The sequence below is a fragment of the Alteromonas sp. P256 genome (assembly GCF_036864455.1).
Classification (GTDB): Bacteria; Pseudomonadota; Gammaproteobacteria; order Enterobacterales; family Alteromonadaceae; genus Alteromonas.
In genome coordinates this window covers 42015-65554 of sequence record NZ_JAZETM010000010.1, presented here as the reverse complement: position 1 = coordinate 65554, position 23540 = coordinate 42015, and the positions used below count along the sequence as shown (strand labels likewise).

Annotated in this window: 17 protein-coding genes, 5 tRNA genes and 1 pseudogene; 14 read left to right on the top strand and 9 right to left on the bottom strand. The window is 44.3% G+C overall.

The features are described from left to right. Nucleotides 1–20: 20 nt before the first annotated feature. The 5 genes from V7R39_RS14540 to folD form a co-directional block, all read right to left on the bottom strand. Nucleotides 21–869: an MBL fold metallo-hydrolase gene (locus tag V7R39_RS14540; protein ID WP_334031552.1), complete on the bottom strand. Its 849-nt coding sequence runs from the start codon at nt 867–869 to the stop codon at nt 21–23. A 42-nt stretch (nt 870–911) separates the two neighbouring features. Beyond that, nucleotides 912–2636 carry a proline--tRNA ligase gene (locus tag V7R39_RS14535; protein WP_334031550.1) on the bottom strand — a complete coding sequence of 575 codons (1725 nt, stop codon included), beginning with the start codon at nt 2634–2636 and terminating at the stop codon, nt 912–914. 82 nt (nt 2637–2718) lie between these two features. Beyond that, nucleotides 2719–3435, bottom strand: coding sequence for a tRNA (N6-threonylcarbamoyladenosine(37)-N6)-methyltransferase TrmO (gene tsaA, locus V7R39_RS14530; RefSeq protein WP_334031549.1), 717 nt, complete (start codon nt 3433–3435; stop codon nt 2719–2721). Further along, the gene (locus tag V7R39_RS14525; RefSeq protein WP_334031548.1) at nt 3432–4082 is read right to left on the bottom strand and encodes a DUF1415 domain-containing protein; all 651 of its coding nucleotides are present in this window, start codon (nt 4080–4082) and stop codon (nt 3432–3434) included. The genes tsaA and V7R39_RS14525 overlap by 4 nt, the downstream gene beginning before the upstream one ends. Nucleotides 4083–4273: 191 nt before the next feature. Further along, nucleotides 4274–5128: a bifunctional methylenetetrahydrofolate dehydrogenase/methenyltetrahydrofolate cyclohydrolase FolD gene (folD, locus tag V7R39_RS14520; protein ID WP_334031546.1), complete on the bottom strand. Its 855-nt coding sequence runs from the start codon at nt 5126–5128 to the stop codon at nt 4274–4276. Between the two features lie 468 nt (nt 5129–5596). On the opposite strand from folD, the gene V7R39_RS14515 reads away from it, so the two are divergent. The 11 genes from V7R39_RS14515 to V7R39_RS14465 all read left to right on the top strand — a co-directional run bounded on the left by V7R39_RS14515 (nt 5597) and on the right by V7R39_RS14465 (nt 15382). After that, nucleotides 5597–5673: transfer RNA gene (locus V7R39_RS14515), tRNA-Pro, on the top strand. Nucleotides 5674–5714: 41 nt separating this feature from the next. Further along, a tRNA-Arg gene (locus V7R39_RS14510) sits at nt 5715–5791 on the top strand. A gap of 87 nt (nt 5792–5878) precedes the next feature. Further along, nucleotides 5879–5954 (top strand) — tRNA-His (locus V7R39_RS14505). Nucleotides 5955–5961: 7 nt separating this feature from the next. Continuing rightward, a tRNA-Leu gene (locus V7R39_RS14500) sits at nt 5962–6046 on the top strand. A gap of 43 nt (nt 6047–6089) precedes the next feature. Next, nucleotides 6090–6166 (top strand) — tRNA-Pro (locus V7R39_RS14495). A gap of 339 nt (nt 6167–6505) precedes the next feature. Further along, complete coding sequence (gene tig, locus V7R39_RS14490; protein WP_334031544.1) at nt 6506–7810, top strand: trigger factor; 1305 nt, start codon at nt 6506–6508, stop codon at nt 7808–7810. 98 nt (nt 7811–7908) lie between these two features. Continuing rightward, entirely contained in the window at nt 7909–8538 is a 630-nt protein-coding gene (clpP, locus tag V7R39_RS14485; RefSeq protein ID WP_032096878.1) for an ATP-dependent Clp endopeptidase proteolytic subunit ClpP, read from the top strand. 74 nt (nt 8539–8612) lie between these two features. Beyond that, a complete protein-coding gene (gene clpX / locus V7R39_RS14480; protein WP_334031543.1) occupies nt 8613–9887 on the top strand; it encodes an ATP-dependent protease ATP-binding subunit ClpX in 1275 nt (424 codons plus the stop codon). Between the two features lie 399 nt (nt 9888–10286). Then, nucleotides 10287–12641, top strand: coding sequence for an endopeptidase La (gene lon, locus V7R39_RS14475; RefSeq protein WP_163104990.1), 2355 nt, complete (start codon nt 10287–10289; stop codon nt 12639–12641). 304 nt (nt 12642–12945) lie between these two features. After that, nucleotides 12946–13218 (top strand): nucleoid-associated protein HU-beta, encoded by a 273-nt coding sequence (hupB, locus tag V7R39_RS14470; protein ID WP_012518978.1) that lies wholly within the window; start codon nt 12946–12948, stop codon nt 13216–13218. Nucleotides 13219–13489: 271 nt separating this feature from the next. After that, entirely contained in the window at nt 13490–15382 is a 1893-nt protein-coding gene (locus V7R39_RS14465; protein WP_334031541.1) for a SurA N-terminal domain-containing protein, read from the top strand. A gap of 52 nt (nt 15383–15434) precedes the next feature. On the opposite strand, the pseudogene V7R39_RS14460 reads toward V7R39_RS14465, so the two are convergent. The 4 genes and pseudogenes from V7R39_RS14460 to V7R39_RS14445 all read right to left on the bottom strand — a co-directional run. Beyond that, nucleotides 15435–15767, bottom strand: a pseudogene (locus V7R39_RS14460) (excinuclease ABC subunit A); the annotation flags it as partial. 81 nt (nt 15768–15848) lie between these two features. Then, nucleotides 15849–18098, bottom strand: coding sequence for a catalase/peroxidase HPI (gene katG, locus V7R39_RS14455; RefSeq protein ID WP_334031540.1), 2250 nt, complete (start codon nt 18096–18098; stop codon nt 15849–15851). Between the two features lie 460 nt (nt 18099–18558). Further along, on the bottom strand, nt 18559–18729 hold the full coding sequence (locus tag V7R39_RS14450; RefSeq protein WP_334031539.1) for a hypothetical protein: 171 nt from the start codon (nt 18727–18729) through the stop codon (nt 18559–18561). 117 nt (nt 18730–18846) lie between these two features. Beyond that, nucleotides 18847–20565, bottom strand: coding sequence for a lysophospholipid acyltransferase family protein (locus V7R39_RS14445; protein WP_334031538.1), 1719 nt, complete (start codon nt 20563–20565; stop codon nt 18847–18849). Between the two features lie 192 nt (nt 20566–20757). On the opposite strand from V7R39_RS14445, the gene V7R39_RS14440 reads away from it, so the two are divergent. The 3 genes from V7R39_RS14440 to V7R39_RS14430 are packed head-to-tail and all read left to right on the top strand — an operon-like array spanning nt 20758 to nt 23489. Next, nucleotides 20758–21579 (top strand): SDR family oxidoreductase, encoded by an 822-nt coding sequence (locus V7R39_RS14440; RefSeq protein WP_334031537.1) that lies wholly within the window; start codon nt 20758–20760, stop codon nt 21577–21579. Nucleotides 21580–21639: 60 nt separating this feature from the next. Continuing rightward, nucleotides 21640–22737, top strand: a complete 1098-nt coding sequence (locus V7R39_RS14435; RefSeq protein ID WP_334031536.1) for a phosphotransferase family protein — start codon at nt 21640–21642, stop codon at nt 22735–22737. Beyond that, nucleotides 22737–23489: an SDR family oxidoreductase gene (locus tag V7R39_RS14430; protein ID WP_334031535.1), complete on the top strand. Its 753-nt coding sequence runs from the start codon at nt 22737–22739 to the stop codon at nt 23487–23489. Before V7R39_RS14435 ends, V7R39_RS14430 begins: the two co-directional genes overlap by 1 nt. Nucleotides 23490–23540: the final 51 nt, after the last annotated feature.

Here is a 23540-nt window from a genome sequence, read left to right as displayed (position 1 = left end):
TATAATATTAAAGTTCTAAGTTAAGGCTTGTTGAAGTCTAGTGTTTGGCCTTCAGCGGAAGCAAATATGGTCAGCGGGGATTCAGCTGCAACAACGAAGTCATTACAGTGCGCAACCACAAAATCAATGTCGTCGTCAGTGCGCTCTGGGTCGTGACTATATAAAGCGAGTTGTTTAACATTACTTGCCATAGCAAGTTTGACGGCTTCTTCAGCAACAGAGTGTCCCCAGCCATTTTTAGCAGGCATATCTGAGCCCATATATTGGGCGTCGTGGATTAACAGGTCGGCGTTACTAGCAAAAGCAGCAAATGTCTGAAAATCCGTTTCCTTTTTATACGGAGGATAGAGCTCGTTATCGGTTATGTAGGCTATTTTGCATCCATCGGCTTCAATGCAATAGGCGCTCCCTTTACCTGGGTGATTCATCGGTACACGTTGAATATGTGCACTGCCAACAGTAAAGCTTTCTTGCTCTGCTGGTAGCTGCACAATGTCTATATTCGCGTGCAAAGCAGTACGTGGAACAGGAAATAAGGAGCCTTCCATTTGCCGAAGTATCTGATCAGGCTCATCGAGATTAGTCTGACCTGGAAAAATATTAATTTCTCTGTCTTCTTGATAAATCGGCGTGAAAAAGGGAAAGCCCTGAATATGGTCCCAGTGGTTGTGGCTAAGGAGAATGTTAATTGGCGACGTCTTCTGAATAAGTTGAGCGCTTAGTAAGCGAATACCTGTACCTGAGTCGAGGACGATATCGGTACCATCCTCAAGCTCAATATGCACACATGCAGTGTTACCGCCATAGCGCACGAAGTCCGCACCGGGAGTCGGAATTGAACCTCTGACGCCATAAAATGTTAACCGCATATACTAAGCCCCATCATCTACATATTTGGGCAACGCCAGAAGTTAGAGCGCGGCTATAAAGTCTTTAGCGGCACTGAGATCTAATAACTGTTTATCGCCAGTTCTTCTATTCTTATATTCAACTTGTTGATTATCCAAGTTTCTTTCGCCAATAACAATACTATGAGGTATACCAATTAATTCCATGTCATTAAACATGACACCTGGACGCTCTTTTCTGTCGTCGAAAAGTACGTCAATGCCAAGGGCTAAAAGCGCTTCGTAAAGGGCTTCAGCTGCTTCCTTTATGCGATGCGATTTGTGCATGTTCATCGGTATAACCGCCACCTTGAAAGGTGCGATAGCGTCAGGCCATTTAATACCAAACTTGTCATGGTTTTGTTCTATGGCAGCGGCAACAATACGAGATACGCCAATACCATAGCAGCCCATGGTAAGCGTTTGATGCTTACCCGTTTCGCTTAATACGCCGCAGTTCATGGCTTCAGAGTACTTTCTGCCAAGTTGAAAAATATGACCCACTTCAATGCCGCGTTTTATGTCAAGGTTTCCTTCACCGTCAGGAGATACATCTCCAGCGACTACGTTACGAATATCAACCGCGTTAATCTCTTCAGACCAATTTGAATTAATCGCTAATGTGTTTTGCTCGCCAGCGCCGCAAGTAAAGTCGGCTAGCGCTGCTGCGCTCAAATCAACGTAGGTAGGAATAGTTAAGGTGGTTGCATCTGCAAATAAAGGAGAAACGCCCAGTACCTGTGCAGCTTTTTCAGCAGAGGCTTGAACCAGCGGTGTAGCAACGCTACCAATTTTTTCTGCTTTGACATCGTTGAGTGTGTGGTCTGCTCGAAGTACAAGCGCAACCCATTTTTCATCACTGTTTAGCGCAGCGTCAGCGTTGCCTTCATCGGTTTCAGCGCCTTTAACTACAAACACGTTTAGCGCGTTGCTCGCTGCAATATTAATACTGCTAAGTGCCTCTTCTAAAGTGTGACCATTCACAGGCTTAGTCTCACGCACAGCACCAGAGGCCATTGCTTTTTCAGGTGCAGTAGCGGGAGCCATCTCTACGTTTGCCGCATAGTTGCTCTGATTAGAGAACGCAATGGCGTCTTCACCTGAGTCTGCCAATACATGAAACTCATGAGAATGATTACCACCAATTGAGCCAGAATCGGCAATGACTGCACGAAAATCTAGGCCCAAACGGGTGAAGATATTGCTGTAGGCATCGTACATCTTTTGATAGGTAGTTTCTAAGCACGAGTCTTCTAAGTGAAAACTATAGGCGTCTTTCATTGTAAACTCGCGGCTTCGCATAATGCCGAAGCGAGGGCGAACTTCATCACGAAATTTGGTTTGTATTTGATACAGGTTCAGCGGCAGCTGCTTATAACTGCTCACCTCATTGCGTACAAGAGCAGTAATAACTTCTTCATGAGTGGGACCTAATACGAAATCACGCTGATGGCGGTCTTTCACACGCAGTAATTCTGGGCCGTACTCTTCCCAGCGACCAGATTCTTCCCAAAGATCGGCAGGTTGAACAACAGGCATTAATATTTCAATTGCGCCGGCTTTGTTCATTTCTTCACGAACGATATTGGCCACTTTATTGAGAACGCGAAGGCCTGAAGGCAGCCAATTATATAACCCCGACGCTAACTTTCTGATCATACCAGCACGTAACATTAGCTGGTGGCTGATAACCTCTGCATCTGCAGGTGTTTCTTTTTGCGTGGCGAGCAAATATTGACTAGTGCGCATGTAAAACAGTATTCCTGTAAAATAAAATTTGATCTTACGTATTCTAATTAAGTACGAGCCATTAGGCTACATACTGAGTAGTTTATATTGTATTTATCTGTGTCACGACAACAATGCCGTTCTTCACTACAAATCCTATGTCCCGATCGTAAAGGGTTACTTTGTAGGTTTTTTCATCACTTGCTGTGCTTTGTTTATAGGCGGGGCGGGGGTCTTGGCCTAAAATTTCACGCACTAGAACGTCAAAATCGCTGTGTTGCTCACAGGCTTTTAGAAGCTGTGGTGAAATTTCGTCTAAAAACGCTACCGGTCGTTGAGGTATAGGGCGCATTTGATCAAGGCTATCGGTGGCGTTTTGAATACTGTCGGCATAGTGCAGGTAAGGTTTAATATCGATGATGGGAGTACCATCCACTAAATCTATGCCTTCAACCACTAATCTTGGTTTGCCGTCGATAGTATGAATACCATTATTCTTTACTACCGACATACCGATGGAATTGGGTCTATGGGTACTTCGCGTTGCTAGCACTCCCATGGTGGCATTACCGCCTAAACGAGGGGCTTTAACCGTGCTTTTCCAACCTCGTTCCATTGTTTCGTGAAATACAAATAGAAGCCATAGATGGCTGTAACCTTCGATACCTTTCAACATATTGATATCGTCAAAACCGGTGGCAAAGGAAATAATGCCCTTTGCTGCGCTTAGGTTAGCCTGCCGAGGTACCGCAAATTTTTGCTTGAATGGTGTTGCTATGGTGGCAATTGCGTTAATGCGAAATTCATCGTTTATCGTCATTTTGTTGAATCTTTGTTGTTTTTTGCTTGTTTGATAGACGACAACGTTTTTTCAAAATAAGGGCAGCCAAGTTCGTTGGCTTTTGCGATATTATGGGTATATATCTTTTGTGCATCCTCTTCGTTTTTCATATAACGAGTAATGTCGCTTTCTCGAATTATATGTAAGAGCGGATAAGGTGAGCGGTTAGTGTAATTTTCAGAGTCATCAATGCTGTTGCCCTCAAAAACATACTGTGGGTGAAAACTGGCTAGCTGATAGCGCTCTGAAAAGCCCCAGTCGTGGAGCATGGCCTCTGCGATGGACAGCACATCTAAGTATTCATTAAAATCTGTAAACGACGTGTTTGAAAGAATTATGAGGGTGGTTGCAATATCGTCAGCATTATCTAAGCGTTTCAATTCCTCAAAAAGTGCTTCTAGTACATCACCGGTATTGCCTGCTATTACACAGCAATGAATTTGATTTGGCGTTCTTACGAAAGATGCGAAGGGGCAAAAGTTATGGTGAATAACAACGTCATCAACCCACTGCATAGTGGCCTCTATGTAGTGTGCGTGGCTGTCGCTAGATTGCTCGTTACCAGAGCTCTCATCACTAGAGTGCTGTGTCGCTTGTTTAGCGTCTGAAGATTCAACTGGTTTCATCAAATAACACTGTTCGCTAATATGTGCCTCAAGTATAAAGAAGCAATCAAGTTTGTAAGAGTGTGCTGTAAGAAAACACCCAGCTATAAGCTAGGCCATTCTATGAAGCGCTACGTTAAGGCATTTCTTAAAAGCATCGCATAGGTCGTATGCGATGCGAAACTAGCGCAATGATGTCACTAAGAATGCTGCTAAGAATGATACTTTACGTACGCCTCTAGCGTGTTTTCAATAAGGCTTGCTACCGTCATCGGGCCCACGCCGCCAGGCACTGGCGTTATCCATCCAGCACGCTCTTTTGCCTGCTCAAATTCGATATCACCAATTAATGAACCGTCGCTTACACGATTGATACCCACATCAATAACAATGGCGCCGGGTTTTATCCAGCTACCAGGAATGAAATTGGGCTTACCCACGGCAACGACCAGCAAGTCAGCGCGCTGAACATGATTCTTTAAGTCTTGCGTAAACTTATGACAAGTGGTTACTGTACATCCCGCCAGCAACAGCTCAAGACTCATTGGGCGACCAACAATGTTTGATGCGCCAACAATGACTGCGTCTAAACCTTTTACCGGGCGCTTCGTTGATTCAATCATTGTCATTATGCCCTTAGGGGTGCAAGGGCGAAGGGCCGGTATTCGTTGCGCTAAACGGCCTATGTTATAGGGATGAAATCCATCTACATCTTTGTGCGGGTGAATGCGCTCTAAGACACGCTCAGCGTTCAGTCCTGCTGGCAGCGGTAATTGAACGAGAATACCGTCTATTTCTTTGTCTTCGTTAAGTTCATCTACCAATGAAAGAAGTGCTTCTTCTGTGGTGTCTGAGGGAAGGTCAAAAGAACGAGATATAAATCCTACTTCTTCACACGCCTTTCGTTTATTTGATACATAGACTTGAGAGGCAGCGTCACTGCCAACTAATACTACGGCCAAGCCGGGTTGGCGCTTTTTCGCTTTTATTAATGAGTCGACGTAAGAAGCAACATGCTGGCGAACTTGCCTGGCAATTAGTTTGCCATCAATTAGGTGAGCAGTCATAAACACAAATTCATAAAGTAATTAATGAGTGTTGCTTATTGTTTCACAAAACCAATATATGAAACCAGTTTATTATTTCGGTAAATCTGAGCTTTTGATTAAAGACTGAGAGTGGAGGGTATGACTTCTTAAAAGTAGTACTTAGGACATTGTTCTAAAATGTCTAATTAAGAAAAGCAGATATCAAGTGCGCTTATTAATTTACTTTCAATTCTTTTTTTCATCTGCGCTTTTTATTTATGCTTACCAGTCATCTGCGTATTTAAGTTTTTGCGGCTTACCAACGGCCAATACCTCAATTTCACGTTCAAAAAGCATACGGTTTGTATAAAAAAACACAATAATGCACGCTTTATGAGCGGTTGGTTTTTTTATTTCAAAAAGTGTTTGACGAGATGGGGGCAAGTCAGTAATATTCGCACCCCGTAACGGCACAGAGGCAAAACGCTTCAAAAGCAGTTACACTGTCGGTGAGTGGCGCAGCTTGGTAGCGCACTTGTTTTGGGTACAAGGGGTCGCAGGTTCAAATCCTGTCTCACCGACCACTTTTTTGCAAAAACATTTGCAAAGAAAAAAGATTCGTCGAGCGCCCGTAGCTCAGCTGGATAGAGCAACGGCCTTCTAAGCCGTGGGTCGCAGGTTCGAATCCTGCCGGGCGCGCCATGCGGGTCAGGTAGGTCCTGACCACATCGATAGAATCTTTACGTTTACATGTTTATCAATTCACATGTAAACTATAACACCTCAGTGGTGGGCGTAGCTCAGTTGGTAGAGCCCCGGATTGTGATTCCGGTTGTCGTGGGTTCAAGTCCCATCGTCCACCCCACTTTTTCGCGGGAGTGGTGGAATTGGTAGACACGCTGGATTTAGGTTCCAGTGCTTCACGGCGTGAGAGTTCAAGTCTCTCCTTCCGCACCATAAGTTCAAGCTTCTTTCAAAAGCTTTTCAGCACTTCTATTGTCGGTGAGTGGCGCAGCTTGGTAGCGCACTTGTTTTGGGTACAAGGGGTCGCAGGTTCAAATCCTGTCTCACCGACCACTGCTTTATCTCCCTATATTTATCATTTTCAGCGGCGTTCTGCATGAATTTTCAATAATTCTGCCTTTCTGCGCGTTTATTGCGCAAAACGATGTTAAAAGCGTGTTTTTGCCTCTCGACTCTCAAAGTGTGCGGCTGTATACTACCGCGTCTTTTTTTAACCAATACGTTTATTTCAAGTTGCGTGTTTACACACTTAAATTCTTATTTGGATTGTGCAACTTTGAACCCATAAACGATTTTTAACGACCTCTACCCCGAGTGATGTGCTTATTAAGCATGACGGGAGAGGGGATTGAAAACAAAACGCCTGAAAAGGCGTATAGTTGAGGTAATATAATGCAAGTTTCAGTCGAGACGACCCAGGGTTTAGAACGCCGTCTTACTATCACCGTTCCAGCTGACACGGTTGATTCAGCAGTTAAGTCACGTTTACAACAGTTGGCGAAAACACAGCGCATCAACGGTTTCCGTCCTGGCAAAGTTCCAGTAAGCGTAATCAAAAAACGTTTCGGCCAAGCAGTTCGCCAAGAAGTTTCTGGTGAAGTCATGCAGCAAAACTTCTACCAAGCAGTTATTCAAGAAAAAATTCAGCCTGCTGGTATGCCGAAGTTTGATTTAACGACAGACGAAGACGGTAAAGATTTAGAATTTACAGCATCTTTTGAAGTTTACCCTGACGTTGAAGTGAAGGGTGTAAGCGACATCGAGATTGAAAAGCCGACGGTAGAGATTACTGACGAAGACCTAGACAACATGATGGAAACGCTTCAGAAGCAGCACGCGACTTGGAAAGAAGTTAAGCGTAAAGCGAAGAAAGATGACAAAGTAGTCATGGATTTCGTAGGCACTATCGACGGTGAAGAGTTTGAAGGCGGAAAAGCGGAAGACTTTTCATTAGAGCTTGGTCAAGGCCGTATGATCCCTGGTTTTGAAAAACCACTTGTTGGCGCTAAAGCGGGTGAGGAAGTGACTATTGAAGTGACTTTCCCGGAAGACTACCACGCAGAAAACCTGAAAGGTAAAGATGCAGTATTCAAGGCGACAATTAAGAAAGTTGAAGGTCAGGCACTCCCTAAGGTAGACGAAGAGTTCGCAACACTATTTGGTGTTGAAGAAGGCGGCGTTGATGCGCTTAAAGCGGAAGTTCGTAAGAACATGCAGCGCGAGTTAGACCAAACGCTTAAAGCACAAGTAAAAGAAGATGTTATCTCTAAGCTAGTAGATGCAAACGAGATTGACATTCCGCAGGCGCTTATCGATCAGGAAATTGATGCACTTCGCGAACAAGCGAAGCAGCGTTTCAGCCAACAGGGCGGTGGTCAAAATCTTCCAGACCTGCCTGCTGAGTTGTTTACAGATAACGCGAAACGTCGTGTTTCAATTGGCCTACTTCTAGGTGAAGTGATTAAGCAAAACGAGCTTAAAGCTGACGAAGAACGCGTAAAAGAGATGATCGAAACAGCGGCATCAGCGTACGAAGATCCAAGTGAAGTTGTAGAGTACTACAACAACAACCAAGAGCTAATGCAGCAAATGCAGAACGTTGCGCTAGAAGAGCAAGCTATCGAGTGGGTTCTTGAGCAAGCTAAAGTTACTGAAGTAACCAAAGCTTTTGACGAGGTAATGAACAAACAGGCGTAATTTTTTACTGTCTGATTGACATTACTTGTCAGCAACTGCTTAAATGCTCGGAGCCTTCCGAGCATTTTTGTTTTTAACGCTAGATAATAAAGGTAGTTATGACTAACACTCCGTTTGACCCTATGAATGCACTTGTTCCAATGGTTGTAGAGCAAACCTCTAAAGGTGAGCGCTCTTACGACATTTATTCTCGCCTATTAAAAGAAAATGTTATTTTCTTGGTGGGGCAAGTTGAAGATCACATGGCCAACCTTATTGTTGCGCAGATGTTGTTCTTAGAAGCGGAAAATCCAGAGAAAGACATTTTCCTTTATATCAATTCTCCTGGCGGTTCAGTTTCAGCAGGTATGGCAATTTACGATACCATGAAGTTTATCAAGCCTGATGTGAGCACAGTATGTATGGGCCAAGCGGCTAGCATGGGAGCTTTCTTGCTTTCAGCGGGTGCCAAAGGCAAGCGCTATTGTTTACCTAATTCTCGAGTGATGATTCATCAACCTCTCGGCGGATTCCAAGGCCAAGCATCAGATTTTGAGATACACGCGAAAGAAATTCTTTATATTAAAGAAAAACTAAATCGCCTAATGGCCGAACATACCGGTCAAGACTACGAAAAAGTCGCAAAAGACACAGACCGTGATAATTTCTTAAATGCATCTGATGCAAAAGAATATGGATTAGTTGACCAAGTGTTGGCAAACCGTTCTGACGTTGCTGCAACCAAGTAGTATAGTTATAGTAAATCTGAGCCAAAATATCGTGTGATTTAGTGTGTGGCTCAGGCAAGGCAGAGGCAAAAGTAATGAGTGATAAGCAAAGCGGTGACGGTGATAACAAGCTACTGTACTGCTCGTTTTGTGGCAAAAGCCAGCACGAAGTGAGAAAGTTAATAGCAGGCCCGTCGGTATTCATTTGCGACGAGTGTGTTGAGTTATGTAACGATATCATTCGCGAAGAAATCAAGGAAATTGCGCCTAAGCAAAAGCAGGATGCTTTACCTAAACCCGCCGAGATCCACGAGCATCTTAACGATTATGTGATAGGGCAGGACCACGCTAAAAAAGTACTCTCTGTAGCGGTTTATAACCATTACAAGCGCTTGCGCAATGGTGATGTTCACGATGGCGTAGAGCTTGGTAAAAGTAATATTCTTCTTATCGGTCCAACGGGAAGCGGTAAAACACTTCTTGCTGAAACACTAGCTCGATTGTTAGACGTTCCATTTACCATGGCCGATGCGACTACGCTAACCGAAGCGGGTTATGTGGGTGAAGACGTTGAAAATATAATTCAGAAGCTTTTACAAAAATGCGACTACGATGTAGAAAAAGCCCAACGCGGTATTGTCTATATTGATGAAATCGACAAGATCTCTCGTAAGTCAGACAACCCGTCAATTACACGAGATGTGTCTGGTGAAGGTGTACAGCAAGCGCTGTTGAAGCTTATTGAGGGCACAGTAGCGTCTGTTCCTCCACAAGGCGGAAGAAAGCACCCTCAACAAGAGTTCTTGCAGGTAGATACGTCAAAAATCTTATTTATCTGTGGTGGTGCATTTGCCGGTCTTGATAAAGTGATTGAGCAACGTGCACAAAAAGACACGGGTATAGGTTTTGGTGCGACGGTTAAATCAAAAGAAAATGGTAAGCAAATAAGTGAACTGTTTAAGCAAGTTGAGCCAGAAGATTTGGTGAAGTACGGATTAATTCCAGAATTTATCGGTCGTTTACCTGTCGTAACAAGCTTAGAAGAGCTAAACGAAGAAGCACTTATTCAAATTCTTCGCGAGCCGAAGAATGCGATAACTAAGCAATACGGTGCACTTTTCTCAATGGAAGACGTTGAGCTTGAGTTCCGCGAAGACGCATTAAACGCTATTGCGAAAAAGGCAATGGAGCGTAAAACCGGTGCTCGTGGGCTTCGTTCTATTGTTGAGGCAGTATTGCTCGAGACAATGTACGATCTTCCGTCTACCGACGATGTGAGTAAAGTGGTGATAGATGAGACCGTTATACGCGGCGAGTCTAAACCTATTTTGATTTACGACAGTAATGAGAAAAAAGCCGCATCAGAATAGCGATTAATTTGCTGGAAAAAGGCCCTTCGGGGCTTTTTTTTTCTCTAGCACATTATTTTGCATTGATATTTGAGCCTTAGCCGCCGCGTCCAATTTTCGGCGCTATGCCCGCTAAGCTGTCTGTTATTTGAGCTAACAGCACGATAAAGTCCATCCTTTGATATAGATCTGCCCTCTGCCTATTGCCTTAAGCGTTAAAATCGATAATGGTATTTGTGTGAGCTAATGATAAACGCGACGCAATGTAATCGATAATATCTAATTCACGTATCTAATTTGCTTTGTGTAGAAGCAAAAGGTAAGGGATGGTAAGGAATTAACGCACTTTAAGAAGTTTAGATTGAACTTTGCTCTTACATCCCCATATAAAACCACATCGGAAATAAATTGAGAACAAGTATGACAGTTGAGCGTGAAAATCGCATTGAAATTCCTGTGCTTGCCCTGCGGGACGTGGTCGTATACCCGCATATGGTCATACCCCTTTTTGTAGGGCGTGAAAAATCTATCCGCTGCCTGGAAGCAGCAATGGAAAACGACAAACAAATTTTCTTAGTAGCACAAAAAGATGCTGGCGTTGATGAGCCTGAATCTGATGATATCTACACAGTAGGTACTATAGCGACTATTTTACAGCTTTTAAAATTACCGGACGGAACGGTGAAAGTTCTAGTTGAAGGTAGTGTACGCGGCCAAATCGAAAGCTATAAACAAGCCGATCCGTATTTCGTTGCTGCCGTTGACCAAATTGATGATGAAGACATCGAAGAGAGTGAGCAGGAAGTTCTCATTCGCTCCGCAGTCTCTCAGTTTGAAGGTTATGTAAAGCTGAATAAAAAGATACCGCCGGAAGTACTCACTTCACTAAACGGTATCGAAGACGCTGCACGTTTAGCAGATACCATGGCAGCACACATGCCGCTTAAGCTGACGGAGAAGCAAAAAGTATTAGAGATGCAAAGCGTTAACGAGCGTCTTGAATACTTGATGGCGCTGATGGAAGGCGAAATCGATCTGTTGCAGGTTGAGAAAAAAATTCGTACCCGCGTTAAGAAACAGATGGAGAAAAGCCAGCGCGAGTATTATTTGAATGAGCAAATGAAAGCCATTCAAAAAGAGCTTGGCGAGCTAGACGATGCACCTGACGAATTTGAAGCGCTAGCTAAAAAGATTGCTGACGCCAAAATGCCTAAAGAAGCTGAAGACAAAGCGAAATCAGAACTTCAAAAGCTGAAGATGATGTCGCCTATGTCAGCAGAGGCTACTGTGCTTCGCAGCTACATTGAATGGTTAACGAACGTTCCATGGAACAAACGTTCTCCTGTGAAAAGAGATTTGGCAAAAGCTGAAGAAGTGCTTAATGAAGATCATTACGGTCTTGAGAAGGTCAAAGAGCGCATTCTTGAGTATCTAGCCGTTCAGCAACGCGTTAAGAAGCTGAAAGGTCCCATCCTGTGCTTAGTGGGTCCTCCTGGTGTAGGTAAAACATCACTGGGTCAGTCTGTAGCTAAAGCAACCGGCCGAAAGTATGTGCGTATGGCACTTGGCGGCGTGAGAGATGAGGCCGAAATTCGAGGCCATCGTCGAACTTATATCGGCTCTTTGCCCGGTAAACTTGTTCAAAAAATGGCGAAGGTTGGGGTGAAGAACCCGCTATTTTTGCTTGATGAAATTGATAAAATTTCATCTGATATGCGCGGCGACCCAGCATCAGCTCTGTTAGAAGTGCTTGACCCAGAGCAGAATAACAGCTTCAGTGACCATTATTTAGAAGTGGATTACGACCTCTCTGATGTGATGTTTGTAGCTACATCGAACAGCATGAATATTCCGGGTCCGTTATTGGATCGCATGGAAGTTATACGTCTGTCTGGTTACACCGAAGATGAAAAGCTGAACATTGCGAAAAACCACTTAATTGGTAAGCAGATGGAGCGCAATGGCCTTAAAGCCAAAGAGCTTGAAATTACTGACTCTGCGGTTATCGGCATGATTCGCTACTACACAAGAGAAGCGGGTGTACGTAGTTTAGAGCGTGAGATTTCAAAGGTTTGTCGTAAAGCGGTAAAAGACGTTCTTCTTAAAAAGAACAAAGACAAGGTGTCGGTAACTCAAGATAATTTAAAAGATTATCTTGGCGTTCAGCGCTTTGATTACGGTAAGGCCGACAAAGACAACCAGATTGGTCAAGTGACTGGTTTGGCGTGGACTCAAGTTGGTGGCGATTTACTTACCATTGAGACTACATCGGTGCCAGGTAAGGGGAAAATGACCTCTACAGGCTCTCTTGGCGACGTAATGCAAGAGTCAATCAAGGCTGCCATGACGGTGGTAAGAAGCCGCGCAGAAAAACTTCGTATTAATGAAGACTTCTATGAAAAACGGGATATTCACGTGCACGTGCCGGAGGGCGCAACGCCGAAAGATGGCCCGAGTGCCGGTATCGCCATGTGTACTGCGCTGGTGTCGTCACTTACTGGCAACCCGGTGAAGTGTGAAGTTGCTATGACCGGCGAAATAACGCTACGGGGTGAAGTTCTCGCCATTGGTGGCTTAAAAGAAAAGCTTTTAGCAGCCCATCGAGGCGGTATCAAAACGGTCATTATTCCTAAAGACAATGAACGTGATTTGGAAGAAATTCCTGATAACGTGAAAAAAGATTTGGCGATTCACCCAGTAAAATGGATTGATGATGTCCTCGACATTGCACTTCAGGAGCCAGTGGAAAGTTTTAAGGTAGAAAAGAAATCGTAAATAGTAATGGCTACAATGCTTAATTTTAAAGGGTTGTAGCCAATTTCTTGTACTTTTTGATTAAAAAATGTACGTAAAATTAAAGAATTGCCGTTTTTTTTAAAATTAGGGCTTTCAAGACCGAAAAGTTGTGTTACCTTAAAATGGTTATCGCTTAAAGCCTTGCCACAAAAGGGATTGCAGCGGTTATTTTAAAAGTTAATTAATTGTGACAGATGCTTGATGTTAACAATCAAGCTTGTTATAACGTCCAAACCAAATTTTTGGACAAACAGTATAATAACAATTGAAGGGGATCAAAATAGTGAACAAGTCTCAACTTATCGACCAAATTGCTGCTGGTGCAGATATTTCTAAAGCAGCTGCTGGGCGCGCACTTGACGCATTCACTGACTCAGTAACTGCGGCGCTTAAAGACGGCGACCAAGTAGCACTAGTGGGCTTTGGCACTTTCTCAGTTCGCGAACGTTCAGCTCGCAGTGGTCGTAATCCACAAACTGGTGAGACTATTCAGATTTCAGCTGCGAAAGTTCCATCTTTCAAAGCCGGTAAAGCTCTGAAAGACGCTTGTAACTAAGTCAAAAGATATAGAAAAAGGCGATGGCTAGTCCATCGCCTTTTTTATTTGTACACAACATAATTAATAACCCCGCCGCGAATAACGTTTACCTTGTACTAAGCCTGATAAGAAAGTCTTAGAAACACACAGATTAGTTTGTTTTAGGTCGTTTATCTTCATCGGCATTAGGTTATAATCATCGCTTATTTTACCAGTGGCAGCTATTACATCGCTTTGCGAAAAGGTATTGTCAGGTATCAGTAGTAAGCAACGGAGTTGAAGAATAATCATGCTAGAAAGAATCAGAGAAGGTTCTCAAGGCCCATGGGCGATGGCAATCATTGCGCTAATCGTTTTGAGTTTCGTATTTGCTGGTGTAGGAAGTTACCTCACATCGCCAGGCACGTCTGCAGTGGCTACGGTAAATGGCGAAGAGATCTCGGCCCAAGAACTAGACCGTGCGTATCAAAATCAGCGCGCACAAATGGAATCACAGTTTGGCGAAAGCGTTGCTCAGCTATTTTCCAGTGAAGAGTACCTTGCAAACTTTAGACGTAGCGCGTTGGACCGCTTAATTTCAGAAAAGCTAATTCAGCAACAGGCATCAGAGATTGGTTTGCGTGTAAGCGATGAACAAATTCGCGAAACCATAGTGCAAATGCCAGAGTTTCAATTTGGTGGTCAATTTGATAACGAACGTTTTCAAACTATCCTTCGTCAAAACGGTTTCTCACCTGCAGATTTTCGTAATTACCTTCGCATTCAGATGACACAAAATCAGTTGGCTGCTGCACTGACTACCTCAGCGTTTGCGCTAGATAGTGAAGTGGAAGAGGCAAACATGCTTCAGCGCCAAACCCGCGACGCAAAATACCTAATGGTAAGCGCTGCTAGTTTTGCAGATTCAGTAGAAGTTTCTGAAGCCGACATCGAAACGTTTTATAACAACAACATTGCATCGTTTGATACCGAAGAAAAAGTTAAGCTTGCTTATGTGAAGTTAAGTGTAGAAGACCTTAAAGGTAGAGTATCTGTAGACGATGATGCGGTTCGTGCTTATTACGAAGCGAATTTACCGAGCTACGGTAAAGAAGAAGAACGTCGTGTTTCTCATATCTTGATTGAATCAGGTGATGATGTTGATGCGGCAAGAGCGGAAATAAAGGCACTAAAAGCCCAGCTTGATAAGGGTGCTGACTTTGCCACACTGGCATCAGAAAATTCAGACGATACTTTTTCTGCCGAAAATGGTGGTGACTTAGACTTTATAACGCCAGACATGATGGACGCTGAATTTGATGAAGCGGCATTTGCATTAGATAGCGTAGGCGACGTGTCTGATATTGTTGAAACGGATTTTGGTTTCCACATCATCAAACTGACTGATATCAATGAAGCTCAAACTAAATCATTTGAGGAAGTAGAAAGTGATATCCGCGAGTCGTTACTCTACGACCAAGCAATGGAAAAGTATTTTGAACTTCAAAATACATTGGCTGAGATAGCGTTTGAAGTACCTGACACACTAGAAGATGCGGCAAACGCGGTTGATCTTCCAGTTCAAGAAACAGCGTTATTCAGTCGCAATACGGCACCAGAAGAATTGAATCTTCCGGCGCTTTTAGACGACGCTTTTTCTCCAGAACTTATCGAAGAGCGTCTTAATAGCGACATTATCGAGTTAGATGACGAAAACATTGTTGCGATTCGAGTTATTGAGCATGAACCACAGCGCACACAGTCACTCGATGAAGTACGCGATAGTATTACCGCTTCAGTAAAATCAATGAAGGCAAGAGAAGCTGCACAGGCTTGGGCTTCAGATGTAGCTGTGAAAGTAAGAGCCAGTGAAGATGTATCAGCGCTTTTATCTGAAAAGTCTGCTACGTGGGAAACGGCAAAGGCTGTTCCTAGAAACGGTGGCACGTTGGCTGCTGCGGTTGTTGAGACCTTGTTTACTCTTGCTCCTGAAGGTGAAAAAAATGTTGACGTGGCAACTACCATGAATGGTGACGTTGCGGTAGTTCAGCTAGAAGGGGTTAATGCAGCGCCGGTACTTGAAGCTGAGTTGGGCAATAGCCTTAAAGAGCGTCTTGGCCAGATGAAAGGGCAGCGATTGTACGAGCAGTACATTGAAGCGCTTCGTTCTCAAGCAGACGTTACCATTGCAGAAAGCGTATAACGCGACTCGAGAGAATAAGTTTAATACCAAAAGGGGCATCAAATAGTGCCCCCTATTCTAAAAACGGTGCGGTTTTGCTCAAAGCGCTTTTAGCCACTTCGCGAGGCGTTCCTTGCGCCACCACCGTACCGCCTTCTTCCCCCGCTCCTGGGCCGATGTCAATCACGTAGTCACTCGCTGATGCCACCTGCATATTGTGTTCTACCATTATCACGCTGCTGCCTTCATTGACTAATGCATTTAAGTGTTTCATTAACAAGCTGATATCCGCAGGGTGAAGGCCCGTGGTAGGCTCATCAAGAACATAAAGTGTATGCTTTTTTTCAGCGCGTTTTAGTTCAGTTGCAAGTTTTATCCTTTGCGCTTCTCCGCCTGATAATTCCGTAGTCCAAGCGGATGAAAAAAAGCCCAGCGTATTGTGGCCAGGCTTTTTATTTGCATGATAGCGTTAGCGAATAAGCAGCGCTTATTTGCGATACCATTCGTTTTGCAGTTCAAAACGGTCTAGCATCATGACTTTGTGCCATGCTTTTACGAAAGCATGGACAAACTTTTCATGACCAGTAGACGCCCCGTAAACATCACACACTGCTCTTAGCTGTAAGTTCGATCCAAACACAAGATCGCACCGCGTTGCAGACCACTTTTTCTCACCCGTGGCCACATCGCTTCCTTCGAACAATTCATTGTCATCGGTCACTGGCTTCCACTTAGTATTGATATCTAGCAAGTTGACAAAAAAATCATTGGTTAATACCCCTGGTTTTTGCGTAAACACACCGTGTTTAGAACCGTCGTAATTGGTGTCTAAAACCCGAAGGCCGCCAACTAACGCAGTGAGTTCAGGAGCCGATAAATCAAGGAGGTGGGCTCTGTCGACTAACATGCGCTCAGTATCTTCACCATACTTACCTTTTACATAGTTTCTAAAGCCATCGGCATGAGGCTCAAGAAACGAAATGTTATGCACGTCGGTTTGCTCTTGCGTAGCGTCCATTCGGCCGGGTTCAAAAGGTACGGTAACGTCAACACCTGCTTCTTTTGCTGCTTTTTCTATTGCGGCACTACCTGCTAATACCACAAGGTCTGCAATAGAAACTCGTTTGCTTGTTTGCGCATCGTTAAAGGTTTTCTGTATCTCTTTAAGTGACTCAAGTACGCCTTTAAGTTGACTTGGGTTATTGACTTCCCAGTTGATCATTGGCTCAAGTTGAATTCGTGCACCATTCGCGCCGCCGCGCAGATCCGTTTTTCTAAACGTTGAGGCAGAGGCCCATGCAGTGCTTACCAGTGCAGAGATACTGTGTTCAGTTGCAAGAATACTGGCTTTAAGCGCAATAATGTCTATTTCACCAATGAGTTCATGGTCGCACTTTGGAATAGGATCTTGCCAAATTAAGCTTTCCTCTGGCACATCTGGGCCAAGTAATCGGTTTTTAGGCCCCATATCTCTGTGGATTAATTTATACCACGCCTTGGCAAATGCGTCGTCGAGAAGTTCTGGCTGGTCAACAAACTTCTCACATATTTTTAGGTAAGCAGGGTCTTTGATAAGGGCAATGTCGGTGGTCATCATCATAGGAGGATGACGAAGTCCTTCTACATGTGCGTCAGGAATAAGGTCAGCAGCTTCCCCATTTTTCGGACGCCATGCTTTACCCCCAGCTGGGCTCTCGGTTTGTTCCCACTCAAATTTAAACAAGTTTTTTAAGTATTCGTGGTCCCAGCGGGTAGGGTTTGATGTCCATGCTCCCTCGATACCATTTGTGGTGGTGTATTGGGCATTGCCCGAGCCATTGCTGTTTAACCAGCCTAGGCCTTGGTTTTCAATAGGTGCTCCGCTTGGTTCTGGGCCTAAATGAGATTTATCCGAGCCGCCGTGGCTTTTACCAAACGCGTGACCGCCTGCAATAAGCGCAACGGTTTCTTCGTCATTCATGCCCATTCTTCCAAAGGTAATGCGAATTTCTTGCGCTGAAGAAATGGGATCCATATTGCCAAAGGGGCCCTCTGGATGAACATAAATAAGCGACTGACGAGACGCGGCAAGCGGATTCTCTAGGTCATAGTCTTCGGTGCCAGGCTCACCTGTCCAACGCTTGTCTTGAGTGGCCATTTCGGTTTCTGGACCCCAATAAGTAGCGTCATCAGCCTCCCAGCAGTCTATGCGTCCGCCGCCAAAGCCAAAGGTTTTGAAACCCATTTGCTCTAGCGCGAGATTACCCGTTAGCATAATCAAATCTGCCCACGAGATGTTGTCACCGTACTTCAGCTTAATAGGCTGTAATAGGCGTATCGACTTATCGATGTTGCCGTTGTCTTCCCAAGAATAAAGAGGTGCAAAGCGCTGTAGCCCCTGCGCCGACCCTCCACGTCCGTCGAATACGCGGTATGAGCCCGCAGAGTGCCATGCCATCCTAATCATCTGAGGGCCATAGTTACCGTAATCCGCTGGCCAGAAATCTTGCGATGTGGTCAAAAGTGCCAAAATATCTTTTTTTACCGCGTCTAAATCAAGAGATGCGAACGCAGCGGGATAATCAAAATCCTCACCTAGCGGGTTTGCAGATGGAGATTGGCTGTGCAGAAGTTCAATAGGCAGCTGACCTGGCCACCAATCCGCATTCATAGGAGGAGTGCCTATCGCACCGCCAATACGTTTACTTTCGATGGCCTCGTAACCACCGGCGATGGGGCATTTCATTTTATCAGACATTCAATAGTTCCTTTTTATATTGCGCCCCATAGGAAAGCCTTAACGGATGATTATGTTTCACAGTAATCACAGCAAGCTAAAGCTTCTTTATCAGCCGTTCCAAGTCCTGCTTCAGTGAACCGCTTCGCTGAAATGCTTGAATGACCCAGATGAAGAGCAATGTGTTGATTAAACATTTTTTATATAGTTGACTACGCCATGCTGATGGCAAAGTTCACAACAACGAAATTATCAGCGTTGAGGTGAACTAAACTGCCACTATCGGCGGTGCGAAATAGATAAAAAATAAATAAAGTGAGGGGGAAATTTAGAAACTAAAAGCCGAAAGCCAAAAGCCAAAAAATGCCGCGACGCACTAGTTATTAGCTTAAAAGCGGCCCTAAGAGGGCCGTTGTCCGACATGCAGTGCTGAGCCCAGTGAGATAAGGCTTAAATGGCGAAAAGGTGTTTAAAAGGCGCGTTAATGGGTTAAGAATATCATCACGGTATAAAATAATGCGATAACGCCACTTAGCACAAGAATATAGAGAAAGCCTTGCTTACCTTGCTCTAAAGAATATTTGTTTGCCTGCAGGTAGCCGAACCACAGCAGAGAAAGAATAAGTGGAACAAGTACAATTATTTTTATCATATAAGGCCCTAAGCTACGCACTTCACAGTGACTAAACATTACTTCAGGCCTTGTTATATCAATGTATGGTATTAAATGCCAACGACCTAACGGATATTTCATTCTATTAAACTGTATTCAAGCCGTTGCCTTTAGCACATCGTGACATAGATATCGTTTGCGCTTTTTTTCAGTAATTGCCATTGCATCAACCACCACAAGGCCATCTATACAGTCGTTAAAATCTGGGTCAACGTTAAACCCTAAAAAGGCGACACCATCGGCTTTCGCTATTTCTGAATACTGCTTATACAGCGTGGGTACATTTACGCCCATATTAGCGAGTAGGTGCTTAAGTATGGTAAATTCGGCTTTGTAATCGTCACCTGTAAACACGTGCAAAGGCTCTCTGGCCGGGCAAAAAGGTTGTTTACACGTGACACTGCCAAACTTAGCCGGAAAGTATGTTGAATAGAATTGCACTAAAAGATCTTTAGCTGTATCAGGATAGGCATTGCTTAATGACACTGCCCCGAACAAATAGCGGTACTTTGGATAGCGACTAAGAAAAACGCCAATGCCGAACCACAGATAGTCGAGGCTTCGCTTTCCCCAATATCGAGGTTGTATAAAACTTCGCCCTAACTCTAGGCCTTGTTCAAATAGGGCTTCATTATTTTCGCCGTAATCAAACAACGTAGCGGAGTACAATCCCGTTGGGTGGCCTTCTTCGCTAAGCGTTTGGGCGTCACCGAAACGATAGGCACCCACAATCTCTAAGTCGCGCTCATCCCACAGCACTAGGTGATAGTAGTGAGAGTCGTACTGGTCTATGTCTCGTCGCTTATTAGTGCCTTCTCCAACAGCTCTAAATGCTATTTCTCGAAGACGTCCTATCTCACGCATAATGGGAGAGCAATGAGTATGCTGATAAAGATAAATCGACTTTCCATCGGCCGTTTGCCCCAAATGTTCACAGGCGCGAACAGCCCGTGAGAGCTCTTTTCTGTCCTCTGGCATTGCAATAGCAGCTTGGGTTTCGAACACGCCCTTTTTGTTATTGCCTATGCGATAAAGATGTCGTTTAAACAACTTCACTTTTTCTTTTAGTGCTAGGGTTGGCTGTTGATAAGACTCAAATGCAATGAGTTCCCCAACGCGGATGGGCAAATGTTTACGCCGCTGCTTAAACATTTCCTTCACGAGTAGCGCAGTGGCCAACGGCTTGTAAATCATAGACACGCCATAAAAAAGAGGACTATTTTTAGCATCGATATACACAGGAAGAATAGGGGCTTTAGCGTGACGGGCAATGCGCAAAAAACCTGAATGCCAGCGCGTGTCACGAACCCCTTGAGGTCTAAGTCTGGAGACTTCTCCGGCGGGAAAAATTAATACGGCACCTTCCTGTGATAAATGATGGTGAATGGCGGACAGATGCTGCTTTGGGGTTCCTCCCTCCATATTGTTCACAGGTAGCAACATGCTGTGCAGTGGTTCAATGGCCATTAGCATTTCATTTGCGACTACTTTTAAATCGTGTCGAACTTCACTTACGAGTTTAATTAATGCAAGCGCATCAAGAGAGCCAATGGGATGGTTTGCAATTATCACCACGCGACCTTCACTCGGAATTCGCTCTTTCTCGATGTCTCTCGCAGAATAGCTGACATTAAAATACGCCAGTACTTGCTCAACAAAATCAATATCATTGTAATGCGGATACGTGTCGCCAAACGCTTGAATGTCTTTTTCGTGTAAAAGGTGGCTTAGCGCGAAAGATAGCGATTTGAATAAAAGAGGATTGTTCGCGACCTGAGGGTAATGTTTGTTTAAAACGTCGTTGACAGTAAACATAGCTTCTCTCGTTTTTTTGCACACACTAACAGCCTAATGTGACGTTTTTGACATACTTTTTTGTCACTTATTTTACAGTGGTCGTGTTAGGTGTTTGCGGCTGATTAGACCGGAACTTTTGAATCCACCGGTAAAAAAGGTAAACTCAGAGCCTAATATTCAATAAAAATAACGATAAAGAGCAGAACGACTATGCGTATCGTCATCACCGGTGGAGCCACCGGACTGGGCAAAGCACTTGCCACTAAGTGGGCTGAAAAGCATAAAGGGGTAAAAATTTGTATTGCCGACATCAATCAGGCTCGCGGCAATGAGACCGTTGAGGCACTTACCTCAATAGGAGCCGACGCCTTCTACATTACCTGCGATATCACATCCGAAACGAATGTGAATGAACTTGCCAGCACATTAAGCGCTAAGTGGCAGGGTATCGACTATGTATTTAATAACGCAGGCGTTGCCACCGGCGGCAGCTTGCTTGATGAAACGCCAGAGCAGTGGCAATGGGTATTCGATATTAATATGTTAGGCATGGTGCGAGTGAGTAGGGCGCTGTTGCCACTGATGCAAACGCAGGGGCACGGTTACTTCGTAAACATTGCCTCGCAGGCTGGAATAACACCTATCCCTTATATGGGCAGCTATAACGCCATGAAAGCGGCGGTGGTGGCCTTCTCTGAAACAATGAAGTTGGAACTTGCGCCAGATAATATTGGGGTGAGTGTGGTTTGCCCCAGTTTTTTCAAGACTCATCTTGATGAGTCGATGCGAAGTGCCAACCCTGCATCACATAAAATGCTGAATAAACTTTTTGCCAAAGCAGACATGAGCAAAGAGGATGTGGCGCAAAGTATTTACCAGCAAGTAAACGCTAAGCAGTTTCTTATTTTGACCCACAAAGAAGGTAAGCGCGCCTTTTTGTTGAAAAAGTTGCTGTCATCGACGCGCTATTTAAACATGATGCTGTCGCAGACCAAAACCATGAAGCAAGTGATGGACAAGCGAGACAGCTAACGTTCTTTATCTAAAAGTTCGAGAACGGCAAAGCATTAACCTGTGTAAAGCGGAGAAAGAATGAACCAAGGCGTCGTAGATAAAGCACAGCAAGTGCGAAGTGGTGAAGAGCTAAGTGCAGAAGCGGTAAATCATTGGCTTAAAGATAATCTCGATGACTCCATGAAGGCCCATTGTAATGGCTGTGAAACTAAGCCAGAAGTAACTCAATATGCAGGTGGAGCATCTAACTGGACTTACTGCTTAGATTACCCCAATACATCGATGATTTTGCGACGAGGCCCGGCGGGCACAAAAGCAAAAGGTGCTCACGATATGGAGCGAGAGTATAAACTTCAGCGAGCGCTAAAACCGGTCTATCGCTATGTACCCACCATGTACGCCTACTGTGAAGATGAATCGGTTATTGGTGCCGATTTTTACCTCATGGAAAAGTTCACTGGCATTATACCGCGCAAAAATCTACCTCGAGATTTGAACACAACAAAGGCTCAAACGGCACAGCTGTGCACCAATGTGCTCGATAGCTTAATTGAGCTTCATAAGGTAGACCATGAGAAAGCCGGTTTATCTCACATAGGTAAAGGAAAGGGCTATATTGAGCGACAAATTAGCGGCTGGAGTGCGCGCTACAGCAAAGCGAAAACGTGGAATGTACCCTCAGGTAAAAAGGTAATGCATTGGCTTGAAAAACACATGCCTGACAAAGAGCGTATATGTATTACCCACAACGATTTCCGCTTCGACAATGTTGTACTTAACCCAAATAACTACACTGACATCATTGGGGTGCTTGATTGGGAATTAGCAACCCTGGGAGATCCACTCATGGATTTGGGAAATTCGCTAGCCTATTGGGTTGATGCCGATGATGACTTTTTAGCCCAATCTACTCGTCGTCAGCCCACGCATTTAGAGGGTATGTTTACCCGCAAGCAAGTTGTCGCCTACTACTGCGAGAAGATGGATATTGACGTAGAAGACTTCACGTTTTACGAAGTGTATGGGCTTTTCCGTTTAGCGGGGATCGCTCAGCAAATTTATTATCGTTATCATCTCGGACAGACTAATAACCCGGCGTTTAAGCGTTTTTGGGTATTTATTCATTACTTACTGTGGCGCTGCAATAAGGCCATAAAAGCTTCAGGAAAAAAATAATGACAATAAGAGAAAATATTCTGATCACTGGGGCAAGCTCTGGGCTTGGTAAAGGGATGGCCATTGAGTTTGCCAAACAAGGTCGAAACTTAGCACTGTGTGCTAGGCGCTATGAAAACCTTGAAACGCTAAAAGCAGAGTTACTCGAGCTTAACCCAGATATCAATGTGTTTATTCGTTCTTTAGACGTTAATGATCACGACGCAGTGTTTGAGGTTTTTGATGCGTTTAAACAAGATTTAGGACGCCTTGACAGAGTTATCGTTAATGCCGGTATGGGGAAGGGAGCATCTGTAGGAACGGGCTATTTTCACGCGAATAAACAAACTGCTACCACCAATTTTGTGTCAGCGTTAGCACAATGCGAAGCGGCGATGACAATATTCAGAGCGCAGAACAGTGGACACCTAGTGACGATATCTTCAATCAGCGCGGTGAGAGGCTTTAGGCGTGCCATGACCGTGTATGCAGCCACTAAAGCTGGCCTTACATCACTGTCTGAAGGAATACGCATGGATGTGATGAATACGCCTATAAACGTTACCTGCATTCATCCAGGCTTTATTCGCAGTGAAATCAATGAAAAAGTAGAGAAAGTCCCTTTTATCGTTGATACCGATGTGGGTTGTCGGGCAATGGTTAAGGCAATAGAAAAAGAAAAGGCAAATGCTTTCGTACCTAGCTGGCCTTGGGCACTATTGCACTGGGTAATGCGTATTGCACCAGCAAGTACAATAAGAAAAATGAGTTAGTAGGATAGGGAGCGAGTGCATTTGGATGTAAAAAGCATGTAGACAAAAAAT